Origin of the sequence: Shewanella sp. SW24 (assembly GCF_025653395.1) — a bacterium.
Classification (GTDB): Bacteria; Pseudomonadota; Gammaproteobacteria; order Enterobacterales; family Shewanellaceae; genus Shewanella; species Shewanella oncorhynchi.
In genome coordinates this window covers 18,716-32,458 of the sequence record NZ_JAKKSH010000009.1, presented here as the reverse complement: position 1 = coordinate 32,458, position 13,743 = coordinate 18,716, and the positions used below count along the sequence as shown (strand labels likewise).

Below are 13,743 nucleotides of genomic sequence, written 5' to 3'. Positions count from 1 at the left end.
TCTTGATGTTAACGAGTGTCAACCACCCGTCATGGGATCAGCCGGAGATAGCATAAGTGTCGCCAAAAAAGCGGATAACAATGCATGATCACGCCGCCGAGGCGTCTCTTTTTAAGCGCAGGGCGCTTTTCACTTTTTTTTGCGTTTTCGCTCTATTTTGCGTATTAGTCACCAACCTTTATCATTTACAGGTTGAATCCTATAAAGATTATGCAACTCGCTCAAATGATAATCGCATCCGTGTTGTTCCAATTGCCCCTAGTCGTGGTCTCATTTACGATCGCAACGGCATACTTTTAGCTGAAAATTTACCCTTTTATTCCCTCGATCTCGTGCCCGAAAAAATCAGTAACATGTCAGAGACCTTAGATGAACTCGGCAAGTTAATTGAGATCAGCGATGACGAGCGCGAAACCTTTACTGACGCCCTGAAATTTCATCGCCGTTTCAAACCGCTAACACTCAAAAACCAGCTCACCGAAGAACAAGTGGCCATTTTCAGTGTTAACCAACACAGATTTCCGGGGATTTCGGTCGAAGCGGGTCTTAAACGTAACTATCCCTACGGCGCGCAAATCACTCATGTGCTGGGCTATGTAGGCAAAATTAACACCCGAGATCGCGCCCAACTTGAACGCAGCGATCTGTGGAAAAACTATGCGGCAACCAAAGACATTGGTAAGCAAGGCATTGAAAAATTTTATGAATCTTTGCTGCATGGCAAACCCGGACACTTAGAAGAAGAAGTGAACAACCGCGGTCGCGCCATTCGCACCTTAAAAATTGTTCCGCCAGAGCCGGGGCAAGATATTTACCTCACCTTAGATCTCAAGCTGCAACAAAAAGCGGTGGAACTACTCACAGGTCTGCGTGGTTCTATTGTTGCCATCGATCCCCGTGACGGTGGAGTATTAGCTATGGTATCGAGCCCAAGCTATGATCCAAACCAGTTTGTACAAGGCATTAATAGTAAAGATTACAGTGCGTTACTCAATGATAAATCCCGCCCTTTGATCAACCGCGCAACTCAAGGTCAATATGCACCTGCGTCTACCATCAAGCCTCACCTCGCACTGTTAGGCCTTGATGAGAAAGCCATTAGCGAGAGTACCCGAGTGTGGGATCCCGGTTTTTGGCAAATTCCCGGTGTTGAACGTAAATACCGCGACTGGAAACGCTGGGGGCATGGCTGGGTCAACGTTTATAGCGCGATAGTAGAATCCTGCGATACCTTTTTCTATGAGTTAGCCTATAAGGTCGGTGTCGATCATATCGCCCGCTTTATGGAACAATTTGGCTTTGGCCAAAATACAGGGATTGATATCTTTGAAGAATCGGCTGGCAACATGCCATCCAAGGAATGGAAACGCTTAAAGTACAATCAAGCTTGGTATATAGGCGACACTATTTCCGTGGGTATTGGCCAAGGTTATTGGACGGCAACGCCATTACAACTCGCTAATGCCGTTGGGATTATGGCCAACAAAGGCCGCCGTCTCCCGCCACATCTGCTGAGATCCATTAAAGACAATACTGCCAAAATTGACTCACCGATCAATGAGTTACCGCCAATTGAACTTAAAAACCCCCGTAACTGGAATATCATCAACGAAGCTATGCGCCAAACTGCAAATAAGTCACGCTTTACCGATGCCACTTACACTGCCGCAATGAAAACCGGTACTGCACAGGTCATTGGCGTGGCGGAAAATACTAAATACGATGCCAGTAAAATTGCCGAACATTTCCGCGATAATGCTTTAGTTGTGGCCTATGCGCCCTTCGAGGATCCTAAAATCGTCCTCGCCGTCGTGATGGAAAACGCAGGTTGGGGCGGCGCAAATGCTGGCCCAGTCGCTCGAGCTATGCTCGATGAATATATGCTTAGAGATACTTGGAAACCCATACCATGAGTACCCATAGCCAATATCAAAACATCTGGCAACGCTTGCACATAGACTTGCCTTTATTGCTCGGACTATTAGCTGTGATGGGCTTTGGCCTGTTTGTCATCTATTCTGCCAGCGGTGCAGATTTAGAGATGATGGAACGACAACTATTCCGTATGGTGTTGTCGCTAGGCATCATGTTTACCATGGCACAAATCAATCCTGAAGCGCTTAAACGTTGGGCATTACCCATTTATCTTGCGGGGGTTGTCTTGCTGCTTGGGGTACACTTTTTCGGTGAAATCAATAAAGGCGCGCAGCGCTGGTTGAACTTAGGCTTTATGGAGTTCCAACCCTCAGAGCTTATTAAACTCGCCTTCCCCATCACAATGGCTTGGTATATCAGTAAGTTCCCTCTTCCCCCCAAGAAACGTTACCTCGCTGGCGCAGGAGTGATTTTACTCGTACCAACCCTATTGATCGCTAAACAACCCGACTTAGGTACCTCAATTTTGGTGGCCGCATCGGGGATTTTTGTGCTGTTTTTATCGGGTATGAGCTGGATCATTGTTGGCAGCTTTATCGCGGCAGTACTCGCCTTCCTGCCTATCCTTTGGTATTTCTTGATGCACGATTACCAAAGAACGCGGGTATTAACCTTGCTCGATCCAGAGCAAGACCCCCTCGGCGCGGGTTATCACATTATCCAGTCGAAAATCGCCATCGGCTCAGGTGGACTTTGGGGCAAAGGCTGGCTCGAAGGCACTCAATCACAGCTTGAATTTATCCCTGAACGCCATACCGATTTTATCTTTGCGGTGATCGGTGAAGAATTTGGCTTAATTGGCAGTATCTTACTGTTAATTATGTACCTTTACATCATAGGCCGTGGGTTAGTCATCGCCTCCCGCGCACAAACCAGTTTCGCTCGTCTACTGGCTGGCAGTATCACGCTGACGTTTTTCGTTTATGTTTTTGTGAATATTGGCATGGTTTCAGGTATCCTGCCCGTGGTAGGTGTACCACTGCCCCTTGTCAGTTATGGTGGAACCTCCATGCTGACATTGATGACAGGGTTTGGCATTCTTATGAGTATTCATACCCATAGACGTTTCGTAGATAGATAATTTTAGGGACTTTTTTATGCCTACTCTCCGAGCTTATTTGGCTCCACTCGGTTTACTGTGTTTAAGTTCATACTTAGTCGCATGCACCACGGCAAATGAACCGACACCCGCGCAGGCACCCGCTTCAAGCATGTCAGTGGCTCCGGCCGCTGAAGTCGCACCCGCCACTCCCGCTGAACTCAAAGAAGAGTTTATCCAAGCTCAAGTAAAACAAGGTTTTACTTGGGCAGAAGTGCTCGCTTTTCTCGATAAAGCAAAATACAACCAAGGGGTTATCGATGCGATGACCCGTCCATGGGAAGCAAAACCTTGGCATGTGTATTACCCGATTTTTTTAACAGAAAAACGTCTTGATGCTGGGCTCGCTTTTTGGAAAAAACACGAGAAAACCATTGCTAAAGCCGCTGCTAAGTACCAAGTCGACCCACAGATTATCGTCGCCATTATTGGGATTGAAACCTTCTACGGGCAGTTCACTGGTAATTACCCTGTAATTGATTCCCTCTATACCTTAGGTTTTCACTATCCGCCTCGCGCCACCTTTTTCCGCAAGGAATTTGGTGAGTTGATGAAATTAGTCAAAGAAGAACACTTAGATATCAATACCCTCAAAGGCTCCTATGCGGGTGCCATGGGTTATGGGCAGTTTATTCCCTCAAGTTACCGCCATTACGCCGTCGATTTCGATAACAGTGGTAACCGCGATTTATTGCAAAGCCCAGAGGATGCGATTGGCAGTGTCGCCAATTATTTCCATGAACACGGTTGGCAAGCCAATGCACCCGTTGCTTTGCCGCTGGTCAATAGCAGCCAAACAGCGCCAAAAGCGAAAGTATGGGCAGGCGAAAAGCTCAATTATAAAGTCGCCAATATTCTAACGCCAACCTTGTCCTTGGCTGATGCGAGGGACTTGGATGTCTCGCAAAAAGCCTTACTCATTAAACTGGAACAAGCCGATCACGATGATTATTGGCTTGGTTTAAACAATTTTTATGTAATCACTCGCTATAATCGCAGTCCTTTGTATTCAATGGCCGTTTATCAATTTAGCCAACAATTAAAGGAACAGCATGCCGCTAAAAAATAATCTTTTACAGCTTGTCGCTTTGGTTGCGTGCTTCACACTTGTTGCGTGTTCTTCGAGCCCAAACCAAGCTAGCTCCAGCACAAACAAAAAAAATATGGACCCCAACAAGGGGCGCTATTCGCTAAAGAATGACAAGCTGCCACTCAATCCACCCAATGTGGACCATGTGCCAAATGCCAAGCCTAAGTACGAGCCCTATAGTCGCCGCGGTAACAAGCCCTATACGGTTTACGGCGAGTCTTACACTGTGATGAACACAGGCCAAGGTTTTAGTGAAACGGGCCGTGCCTCATGGTACGGTGAAAAATTTCATGGCTATGAGACATCCAATGGCGAACCCTATGACATGTATTCCATGTCAGGTGCCCATAAAACGCTACCACTGCCAAGTTATGCTCGGATCACTAACTTAGATAACAATAAGCAAGTGATCATTCGTATCAACGATCGCGGGCCATTCCACTCAGACCGTATTCTCGACGTCTCCTACGCCGCCGCCTATAAACTCGGCATGCTCGGCAAAGGAACCGCGCGGATCAAACTCGATGTGGTGTATGTCGGCAGTGTCGCGGCCACTAATTCGGCTATTGCCAGCGCGCAAGATACAGGTAATCATTACATTCAGTTAGTCGCATCGAAAGATAAAGCCAAACTCAATACCATGGCGAAAAATCTGGAGCGAAAATATCAGGTAAAGACCCGTGTACAAGCCGCAAACAATATGTTTAGACTACAGCTCGGCCCCATAGGCCAACCCGAGTTAGCAGACAAACTGCTCAATAACGTCCAGCAAAATGGGTTTCCTGAGGGCTATATAGTCCATGAGTAATGACTGTTTGCTCGGACCAGAATTGATTTAAAAATAGATATGAAGGAACCTTCACTAAAACCCACAGTCAGAAAGTGGTACACTGTTGGAGATCTTCTCGAATCCTTTCCATTTAATACAACCAAAAGACGTGCCAAGTTAATGATGAATTTTGTAAAAAGTCCCATTAAAACATTGCTGCTAATTTCCAGTGTGTCTCTCCCCGTTTATGCTGCGCAGCCTATTATTACACCTGATGCACCAGCAGTGGCCGCCAAGGCTTTCGTCTTGATGGATTATAATTCGGGCCAGATTATCGCTGAGAGTAACGCTTATGAAAGCCTTAACCCAGCCAGCCTAACTAAAATGATGACCAGCTATGTCATAGGTCAAGAAATCAAAGCGGGCAATGTCTCGGTCGATGATGATGTGACTATCAGTAAAAATGCCTGGTCTAAAAACTTCTCTGACTCCTCGAAGATGTTCATTGAAGTCGGTACTACCGTTAAAGTCGGGGATTTAAACCGCGGTATCATCATCCAATCGGGTAACGATGCGTGTGTGGCTATGGCAGAGCATATCGCTGGCACCGAAGGCGCCTTCGTTGACATGATGAACTCATGGACAAAACAGCTGGGTATGCGTGATAGCTACTTCGAAAACTCCCATGGATTAGACTCAGAAAACCACAAAACAACTGCCTATGATATGGCATTGTTAGGTGCAGCCTTAATCCGCGACGTTCCAGAAGAATACCGCATCTATAGCGAAAAATTTTATACCTTCAACGGTATCAAACAATATAACCGTAATGGTTTGTTGTGGGATAACAGCATGAGCGTGGACGGTATCAAGACAGGCCACACCTCTGGTGCAGGTTACAACTTAGTCGCATCTGCAACCAAAGACGGCATGCGTTTGATTTCTGTGGTTCTGGGTACTCAAAGTGAATCAGCCCGTAAAGCTGAAAGTAAAAAGTTACTGACCTATGGCTTCCGTTTCTTTGAAACTGTCACGCCTTACAAAGCGGGTGATAGCTTCACAACCCAACAAATATGGTACGGTGACAAGAGCACTGTTGATTTAGGCGTCGCAACTGATACACCTATTACAATCAGCCGTGGCCGTGGTAAAGACTTGAAAGCAAACTTCGAGTTGACTAAGCCATTAGATGCACCGTTGAAAAAAGGTGAAACTGTAGGCCGTCTATTCTTCCAACTTGATGGTAAAGACATTGCCCAGTTCCCGCTGGTGACCTTGCAAGAAGTCAACGAAGGTAGCTGGTTTAGTAAATTAGTCGATTACTTTAAGCAGATGTTTTCTGGATGGTTTAGCTAAGCTAAGTCCCATAAATAAAGCCACCTTAGGGTGGCTTTATTTTTTTGGGGAGTGCATCGCCCTTGAATCGGGTATAATCGCCACCATATATATCCCAATATAGCCGCTAAGAGTACTGAGTATGTTAGACACTAAATTTGATGAACTGATGGATTTCCCTTGCGCATTTCCTTTTAAGGTCGTCGGTGAAGCCCACGAAACGCTAACTGACAAAGTCGTGGCTGTGGTACAAAAACATGCACCGGGTGATTATTCACCTTCGACAAAAACGTCGAGCAAAGGTAGCTATCACTCCATTACTATCCGCGTGACAGTGACCAGCAAAGACCATATCGAAATTTTGTACACTGAACTTGCCGCCATCGAAGGCGTACGCCGCGTACTATAAATATTCCTCAAGGCCATGAAATGTGATCTGTCTTACATTTATGGCCAAGAGGCGTATAATAGCGCCACTCAATTCTAAGGGGAGAGGTTGCCCTTGCAAGACACGACTTTGCACATTCGGCATCTTGGAAAACAAGATTACGAATCAGTGTGGCATGCTATGCAGCACTACACTGACACGCGTAATAGTGAGAGCCCAGATGAGCTGTGGATAGTAGAACACCCACCCGTGTTTACCCAAGGCCAAGCTGGTAAAAGCGAGCATATTTTGAATGCTGGCGATATTCCTGTGATCCAAGTGGACCGTGGTGGCCAAGTCACTTACCACGGCCCTGGACAACTAGTGGTATATCCTCTTCTCGACATAAAACGTAGTAAAGTAGGCGTGCGTCAACTCGTTACTCATATAGAGCAAAGCATTGTCGATATGCTCGCCAAGTACGACATTAACGCTTATGCCAAGGCCGATGCGCCTGGCGTATATGTGGATGAACGTAAAATTGCCTCCCTCGGGTTACGCATTCGTAAAGGCTGTTCATTCCATGGATTAGCCCTTAATGTCGATATGGATTTAGCACCATTTCGCCGCATCAACCCTTGCGGTTATGCCGGTCTTGAAATGGTGCAATGCAAAGCACTTGGCGGACCACAAACCGTGATTGAAGCGGGCGAGCAACTTACTATTACTTTTAGCCAATTACTGGGCTATCAACACCTAGTTCATCATCAAGGATTAGCAGCGTCATGAATAGGCCTGAACGTTTACAACCCGGAGTAAAACTAAGAGATGCCGATAAAGTGTCTCGTATTCCGGTCAAAATCGTCCCATCAGAGCGCGACACTATGTTGCGTAAACCCGATTGGTTACGGGTTAAACTGCCGGCATCGAATCAACGCATTTTAGACATCAAGCAAGCGCTGCGTAAAAATGGCCTGCACTCTGTCTGTGAAGAAGCCTCTTGCCCTAACCTCGCGGAATGCTTCAACCACGGCACAGCAACCTTTATGATTTTGGGTGCGATTTGTACACGTCGTTGCCCATTCTGCGACGTGGCCCATGGTCGTCCGCTTAAGCCTGATGCTGAAGAACCAGTTAAATTGGCGCAAACTATCCGCGATATGAAGCTGAAATATGTGGTGATTACCTCTGTAGATCGTGACGATTTACGTGATGGTGGCGCCCAGCATTTTGCCGATTGTATTCGTGAGATCCGCAAACTTAATCCGGACATCAAGATCGAAACCTTAGTGCCTGATTTCCGTGGTCGTATCGATGCTGCCTTAGATATTTTATCGACTGAGCCGCCTGATGTGTTTAACCACAACTTAGAAACGGCGCCCATGCATTATCGTAAAGCGCGCCCAGGTGCGAATTACCAATGGTCGCTCGATCTGCTCAAACGCTTTAAAGAACGTCATCCAAATGTGCCAACTAAATCAGGTCTGATGATGGGACTGGGTGAAACCAACGAAGAGATCGCTCAAGTACTGCGTGATCTGCGTGAACATAAAGTTGAAATGCTGACCTTAGGCCAATACCTACAGCCGTCTAAGTTCCATTTGCCGGTTGAACGTTATGTGCCACCAGCAGAGTTTGATGAGCTTAAAGCCTTAGCCGATGAGTTAGGTTTTACCCATGCAGCCTGTGGCCCATTAGTGCGCTCAAGCTACCATGCGGACCTGCAAGCCCAAGGTAAAGAAGTGAAATAACCTTCTTGCTTAGATGCAGAGCTCAAGTGATGTAGAGTTCAGGGTTATTAAAATAGAAAAACAGCGCCTTAGGCGCTGTTTTTTTATGACTGTTGTTTATGAAGAGTGGTTCGTATAGCTGTCGTTATACGACATGAACGCTAATGCTCTGCTTATTCTTGGGTTATCGCTAAATCCATCAAGATAGCATCTTCTTTACCGCCCTCTATCGGGTAGTAACCTTTGCGACGTCCCGATTCAATAAAGCCAGCCTTCTGATATAAAGCACGGGCGCCGAGATTAGACTCTCGCACTTCTAACATAAGCACCACAGCGCCCGATACCTTGGCCGATATCATCACAGCCTTAAGTAATAACTTGCCGTAACCTTTGCCCTGCTGACTCGGTAATAGGCAAATATCCAATAAAGTCACTTCATCGATAATTTGCTGCACTATCGCAAACCCTAAGAGTCCTTCGACGTGATAAGTATCTGAATCCGAAACGACGTCAATATTTGCCTCAGTATTTGCATCTACCTCTAAGTTAACACTCAGCTTTAAACCTAGGACACGGTACAAGTGACCAAAACAATCGGCAAGATTCCCCTCACTCATGGGATGGCTATGGGCCAAGGATTCAAGCTGCGCCATTTGGGGAACATCTTCAAGCGTGAGGGGCACAAGCTCAACAGGCAAACCTACTGTCAATTGTGCTGCGAATGGTGTCGTGAATAGACTATCTACTGGTGGGATGTTCAACGCCGGTATTCCAAAGTATTGGTTATTAATGTATTTACGAGTAAAGCTTAAGACTTGCTTGGCGCTTGGCCGCTAACTTGGTCGCGCCATTGGTAAATCTGCTGCCAGAGCGCGCTTTTAGCCTGCCAACCCACCAATAAATCGGCCAACGGCTCAGACACTAACCATGCGGTACGTGGCCTGACTTTGTGACGTCGCAGATCCCAAACGATCTGTTTACCCGTATGGGGCTCACAGTCAAAATCACATTCGTCCCGCTTTATGTCGATAAGCGTTAGCACAGCGTCAATAAGCGGCTCTGCTTCTGGTAACTCACCATTTTCATCCCAAATAACTAAATAAGGTTTCACCTTAGTGTCGCGCACTCGCCAAGTTGTCACATTCATGGCGGTTAAATAGGCTGATTTATTCATTAGGGTCAGTTTTATTCAATTAAAGTATCGACTCACAATATGCCGCTAGGATAGCAGTTCTGCCATGGCATTGTTACTGCGGCACGGCGAAAGGAGATGATATCTGGCTTTATCGCTTACGAGATTTAACACTCGAAAGTTCAATCGAATTTATAGATTTACAAAATCTAATTTACTCATTTTACATTTAATATCAGAAGATTAGACTAAACACACTCAGTAAGACAATAGAAGGAAAACGCCATGATTAACATAGGTATCAATCAAGCTAACAGAGAAGAAATCGCCGCAGGGCTAAACCAACTATTGGCTGACAGCTACAGTCTTTACCTTAAGACCCATAGCTTTCACTGGAACGTTACTGGCCCAATGTTCACTAGCTTACACTTGCTATTTGAACAGCAGTATACCGAACTTGCCCTTGCGGTCGACCTTATCGCAGAGCGTGTACGTGCATTAGGCGCCAGAGCACTCGGCTCATATTCAGCCTATGCCGCACTGACCGAGATAAAAGAAGATCAAGGTGTCACTCAAGCCGAAACCATGATCCGCGAACTATTAAGCGATCAGGAGCTAGTAATCCGCAATGCCAGAGCCTTGTATCCGCTGGTGAATCAAGCGAATGATGAGGCGACTGCGGACTTACTCACCCAGCGCATCCAACTGCATGAGAAGAACGCTTGGATGTTACGCAGCTTACTCGCAGAATAATCGCTAAATAGATTATTGCTCTGACCAAAGCAAAAAGTCGCCAAGTAAACACTTGGCGACTTTTGCCTTTAAAGCTTGATCAAACAGAATAGATTAGAGGTACTTAATCCAAGCCTGAGTGCTGTGCTTTTTATACTCGCTAAATCGCTTAACGGGATAATATAATGCGATGGCTAACACGCCCGCAATGAACCAAACCCATCCTATATTGCTCACGCCAAAGTACTCACCATGGTTTGCGCCAAAGATGAATTTCGCTAAAGTATAAAGCAGTAACAGCACGTACAAATGTAAGATATAGAAGAACATAGGGACTGAGCCAAACACAGACAACCCATGGCCCACTCGCGCTAATCTCCCACCCACTTTCCCACTTGATGCAAAATACCGCTCAAAGGCCACTAAGCAAAAAAACATGCCGCCTAAGGTCACCAGTAAAAAGCTTAATGATGGCGGGTATTTCGTTAAATTGAATACCGACATTAAGGTTTCACCTAAATGTGCTCCCGACTGCCAAGGCAAGGTTTCGCCATAAAGGTTAAACCCACGTAGCACCGCAAAAAGTACCCAACAGCTGATCCCTAAAAACAGCAGCTTTTGCTGGCGAGCCGATGCATCAAAATGGCTTCCGTTCGGTTTATTACTAAAAAGTGGCCCTGCAACATAACCCAGTAAAATCACCCCAATCCAAGGCAGCACGGGATAACTCACCTTAACCCTAAGCGCACCTTCGCTGACGAGATAACCGCGGTCGTGCAATATGGTCCACAGACCGTAAGCCCACTCACAGGGCTGAAAACCAATTGGCGTCAACAGATTATGGCCAAAAACAATCGCAAATCCTAAAAGGGCCATCCAAGGTCTAGGCAGGTTTATCAGCGCAGCGAGCGCTAACATACTCAGACCAATCACCCAAATCACCTGTAACCAAAGGGTGTAATAGCTGACCATCCAAGAGAGGTTAGAGAAGTTAATCACTAAAATTTCCAGCGCGATTAAAAACAGCCCGCGTTTAATCAAAAACATACGTGCTGAACGTGGCTCGCCATGGCTACGATTGGCATAAAGCCATGCAGAAACCCCGGTTAAGAACACAAAGACCGGCGCACAAAAATGGGCGGCAAAGCGACTCACAAAAAGCCCCCAAGAGGTCGAACTCAAATCCATAGGATCGCTCACCTGCATGTGAAAGAAAAACCGCTCCCGCACATGGTCGAGTAACATGATAAGCATCACCATGCCGCGCATCATATCGATACTATTAATCCGGGTGCGGCCAATAGAACGACCCAGTTCTTGCTCAGCAAAACCTGAAGATAACGCTGGATTAGCACTGATATTAGAATTCATAGCTGACACTCACTTTAATGCTACGTGGCTCACCCGGCACGGCCCAAAGAGCGGAATAGCTACTCGCGATGTAATGTTCATCCAGTAAGTTATCCAGATTCACTCCAAGGCTTAAGTTGTCGCTTAAGTGGGTGTTCATAAACAACCCAAGTAACTGATAAGAAGGCAATTGAAAACTCGGATCGGCAGAATCACCGAGACGCGAATCCACATAACGCCAGCTAAGCCCTAGATGACCATCAATAGAAAGCCTATTCAAATCCTGTTTCAGAATCACACTCGCGGTATGCTTTGGCACATTCACCAGTGGACTGCCTGCAGGAATGAGCACGCCCCAATCAGGATTCAAGCTGTCATTGGCGGTACGGGTATTAAGATAGGCATAGGATAATTTTGCTTGTAAATCCTCCGTCAGTTCGGCGGCTAAATCGAGTTCAACCCCGCTACTTTTAGCTTTACCTAAGGTGGCAGAAAAACCAACATTGATAGGATCTGAGGTCAAGATATTGCTCTTTTGGGCATCGAACACGGCTAAACTACCGTTTATAGGAAGATCGTTTAACCAAGTACCATTAAACTTCATCCCCAGTTCAACCGACTGACTCTCTTCCGCTTCGAAGGGCTTACCCGCAAAGTCAGTTCCAGAAAGCGGTAAAAAGCCTTCAGAATAAGAGCTATAGAAACTTAAGGCATCGGACCATAAATACACCAGCCCCACCTTGGGGCTGACTCGACTATCGGTTTGCTCTGACAGAGTATCTTTCGCGACTTCACTGATATCTTGCTGATAACTATCGAACCTTAGCCCAAGGTGCAACTTCCACTTTTCAGTTAAATCCATTTGATCTTGCAGATAGGTCCCCCACGCCTTTTGAGTCTCGTTATTCTCATACAACAAACTCACCTCTGGCTGAGGCCCACCGTATTGAGGGGCATAGATATCGATGGCGTATTCACCTTTTTTGCCCCGATAACGATACAGTCCCGTCTTCAAATTGTAGTGATAGGCATCGGCACCAAGTAGCAAATTATGACGAATAAAACCCGTATCCACATGACCACTTAACTCTAGACGCAGTGAATTATCCTCAGAGGCGTAGTCACGATATCTGTGCTGCCTAGTCAGCGTGCGACCATCATCAAATAGCGATTGCCGCCCCTTTGCTAACTCGGCATCAGACGAATACCCCTTCAAGCTAGAGTCTCGATAGTTATAGCCAGCAGTTAATGACCAATCATCATTTAATTCATAGTCATAGGTCAGCTGATGCCCAGTGGCATTCACCTCCGTTGCGCCATCATTAGGCTCACCTAAATAACGCGAGCGTGGTACGGTATTAATATCGTTATTGAGCACAATAATACCGCGATCGAATAGCTGTTCCTGCTTGAGGTATTCCATTTCATACAGCAAGGAAGCTTTTTCGGAAATCTGCCAACGCACAGACGGCGTAACTATTTTTTTATCGCTAAACACATAATCACGAAAACTATCGTGTTCCTGCCAAGCGCCATTAATCCGAAATGCCAAGTTATCGGTTAAACCTGAGGTCACATCACCTTCTAACCGATATTGGTCGAAACTCCCAGCCGATGCTTTTAAATAACCACTGGTTTCATATTGGGGTTTCTTAGTGACGATATTAACTGTGCCACCGGGCTCCGAGCGGCCATAAAGTGCCGAACCTGGGCCTTTTAAAATCTCGACATAGGCAACGTTTGATAAATCTCTATGACCACTAAAACCTCGGCCACCATTAAAGCCATTGATTAAATACCCCGATGGCATGTTTTCGTTGCCCGGAAAGCCGCGTAGGGAAAAACTATCCCATAAACCACCGCCATTGTTTTGCCGCGCCACACTGGCAGAATAGTCCAGTACATCTTGAAACCGCGTCAGCCCCGCGTCTTTTATCAATTGCTCGTCTAACACACTGATCGCTTGGGGAAGTTCAGTTGAGGACACATTGCCACGATAGGCTTGGCGATAGTGGATACTTAAACGTTCAATATCAGTGTCAAGCACTGCGTCACTCATAGTATCAATAGCTTGTGAACTCGATTGACTGCTTTCTGCGGCCAACAGCATTGAAATAGGATTGAGCACAAACAAGGCGCCCAGCAACAGCGCAGTGCGCTTAGGGACATAAAAAGAAGTCATTTTCACTCCGAAAATAAACAGC

At 46.2% G+C, this 13,743-nt stretch carries 13 protein-coding genes; 9 read left to right on the top strand and 4 right to left on the bottom strand.

Features of this window, described 5'->3' with window-relative positions; translation table 11 throughout:
• Window positions 1-56 precede the first annotated feature (56 nt).
• The 8 genes from mrdA (at window position 57) to lipA (ending at window position 8,346) form a co-directional block, all read left to right on the top strand.
• Window positions 57-1,913, top strand: coding sequence for a penicillin-binding protein 2 (mrdA, locus tag L5M17_RS09290; RefSeq protein ID WP_131523225.1), 1,857 nt, complete (start codon window positions 57-59; stop codon window positions 1,911-1,913).
• Window positions 1,910-3,016, top strand: coding sequence for a rod shape-determining protein RodA (gene rodA, locus L5M17_RS09285; protein WP_028761480.1), 1,107 nt, complete (start codon window positions 1,910-1,912; stop codon window positions 3,014-3,016). The genes mrdA and rodA overlap by 4 nt, the downstream gene beginning before the upstream one ends.
• A gap of 16 nt (window positions 3,017-3,032) precedes the next feature.
• The gene (gene mltB / locus L5M17_RS09280) at window positions 3,033-4,103 is read left to right on the top strand and encodes a lytic murein transglycosylase B (protein ID WP_263146862.1); all 1,071 of its coding nucleotides are present in this window, start codon (window positions 3,033-3,035) and stop codon (window positions 4,101-4,103) included.
• On the top strand, window positions 4,087-4,932 hold the full coding sequence (locus L5M17_RS09275) for a septal ring lytic transglycosylase RlpA family protein (protein WP_212599339.1): 846 nt from the start codon (window positions 4,087-4,089) through the stop codon (window positions 4,930-4,932). Before mltB ends, L5M17_RS09275 begins: the two co-directional genes overlap by 17 nt.
• A 141-nt stretch (window positions 4,933-5,073) precedes the next feature.
• Window positions 5,074-6,249, top strand: a complete 1,176-nt coding sequence (locus tag L5M17_RS09270) for a serine hydrolase (RefSeq protein ID WP_028761483.1) — start codon at window positions 5,074-5,076, stop codon at window positions 6,247-6,249.
• Between the two features lie 121 nt (window positions 6,250-6,370).
• Window positions 6,371-6,637 carry a DUF493 family protein YbeD gene (gene ybeD, locus L5M17_RS09265; protein ID WP_006082758.1) on the top strand — a complete coding sequence of 89 codons (267 nt, stop codon included), beginning with the start codon at window positions 6,371-6,373 and terminating at the stop codon, window positions 6,635-6,637.
• Window positions 6,638-6,730: 93 nt separating this feature from the next.
• Window positions 6,731-7,384, top strand: a complete 654-nt coding sequence (gene lipB / locus L5M17_RS09260) for a lipoyl(octanoyl) transferase LipB (RefSeq protein WP_028761484.1) — start codon at window positions 6,731-6,733, stop codon at window positions 7,382-7,384.
• A complete protein-coding gene (gene lipA, locus L5M17_RS09255) occupies window positions 7,381-8,346 on the top strand; it encodes a lipoyl synthase (RefSeq protein WP_028761485.1) in 966 nt (321 codons plus the stop codon). Before lipB ends, lipA begins: the two co-directional genes overlap by 4 nt.
• Window positions 8,347-8,498: 152 nt before the next feature.
• Here lipA and L5M17_RS09250 read toward each other — a convergent pair whose 3' ends face one another.
• Window positions 8,499-9,086: a GNAT family N-acetyltransferase gene (locus L5M17_RS09250; RefSeq protein ID WP_028761486.1), complete on the bottom strand. Its 588-nt coding sequence runs from the start codon at window positions 9,084-9,086 to the stop codon at window positions 8,499-8,501.
• A gap of 47 nt (window positions 9,087-9,133) precedes the next feature.
• Window positions 9,134-9,499, bottom strand: coding sequence for a hypothetical protein (locus L5M17_RS09245; RefSeq protein ID WP_028761487.1), 366 nt, complete (start codon window positions 9,497-9,499; stop codon window positions 9,134-9,136).
• A 243-nt stretch (window positions 9,500-9,742) separates the two neighbouring features.
• Between L5M17_RS09245 and dpsA the strand changes: the two genes are divergently transcribed.
• Window positions 9,743-10,210: a DNA starvation/stationary phase protection protein DpsA gene (dpsA, locus tag L5M17_RS09240; protein ID WP_263146858.1), complete on the top strand. Its 468-nt coding sequence runs from the start codon at window positions 9,743-9,745 to the stop codon at window positions 10,208-10,210.
• Window positions 10,211-10,303: 93 nt separating this feature from the next.
• Here dpsA and L5M17_RS09235 read toward each other — a convergent pair whose 3' ends face one another.
• Both L5M17_RS09235 and L5M17_RS09230 read right to left on the bottom strand, forming a co-directional pair.
• Window positions 10,304-11,560: a DUF1624 domain-containing protein gene (locus L5M17_RS09235; protein ID WP_263146855.1), complete on the bottom strand. Its 1,257-nt coding sequence runs from the start codon at window positions 11,558-11,560 to the stop codon at window positions 10,304-10,306.
• A complete protein-coding gene (locus L5M17_RS09230; RefSeq protein ID WP_263146852.1) occupies window positions 11,550-13,721 on the bottom strand; it encodes a TonB-dependent siderophore receptor in 2,172 nt (723 codons plus the stop codon). The genes L5M17_RS09235 and L5M17_RS09230 overlap by 11 nt, the downstream gene beginning before the upstream one ends.
• Between the last annotated feature and the right edge of the window lie 22 nt (window positions 13,722-13,743).

What these genes read in the sequence shown, in the direction of transcription:
- rodA (WP_028761480.1), top strand. Translation starts at nt 1,910, where the DNA reads ATGAGTACCCATAGCCAATATCAAAACATCTGGCAACGCTTGCACATA.
- mltB (WP_263146862.1), top strand. Translation starts at nt 3,033, where the DNA reads ATGCCTACTCTCCGAGCTTATTTGGCTCCACTCGGTTTACTGTGTTTA.
- L5M17_RS09275 (WP_212599339.1), top strand. Translation starts at nt 4,087, where the DNA reads ATGCCGCTAAAAAATAATCTTTTACAGCTTGTCGCTTTGGTTGCGTGC.
- L5M17_RS09270 (WP_028761483.1), top strand. Translation starts at nt 5,074, where the DNA reads ATGATGAATTTTGTAAAAAGTCCCATTAAAACATTGCTGCTAATTTCC.
- ybeD (WP_006082758.1), top strand. Translation starts at nt 6,371, where the DNA reads ATGTTAGACACTAAATTTGATGAACTGATGGATTTCCCTTGCGCATTT.
- lipA (WP_028761485.1), top strand. Translation starts at nt 7,381, where the DNA reads ATGAATAGGCCTGAACGTTTACAACCCGGAGTAAAACTAAGAGATGCC.
- L5M17_RS09245 (WP_028761487.1), bottom strand. Translation starts at nt 9,499, where the DNA reads ATGAATAAATCAGCCTATTTAACCGCCATGAATGTGACAACTTGGCGA.
- dpsA (WP_263146858.1), top strand. Translation starts at nt 9,743, where the DNA reads ATGATTAACATAGGTATCAATCAAGCTAACAGAGAAGAAATCGCCGCA.
- L5M17_RS09235 (WP_263146855.1), bottom strand. Translation starts at nt 11,560, where the DNA reads ATGAATTCTAATATCAGTGCTAATCCAGCGTTATCTTCAGGTTTTGCT.
- L5M17_RS09230 (WP_263146852.1), bottom strand. Translation starts at nt 13,721, where the DNA reads ATGACTTCTTTTTATGTCCCTAAGCGCACTGCGCTGTTGCTGGGCGCC.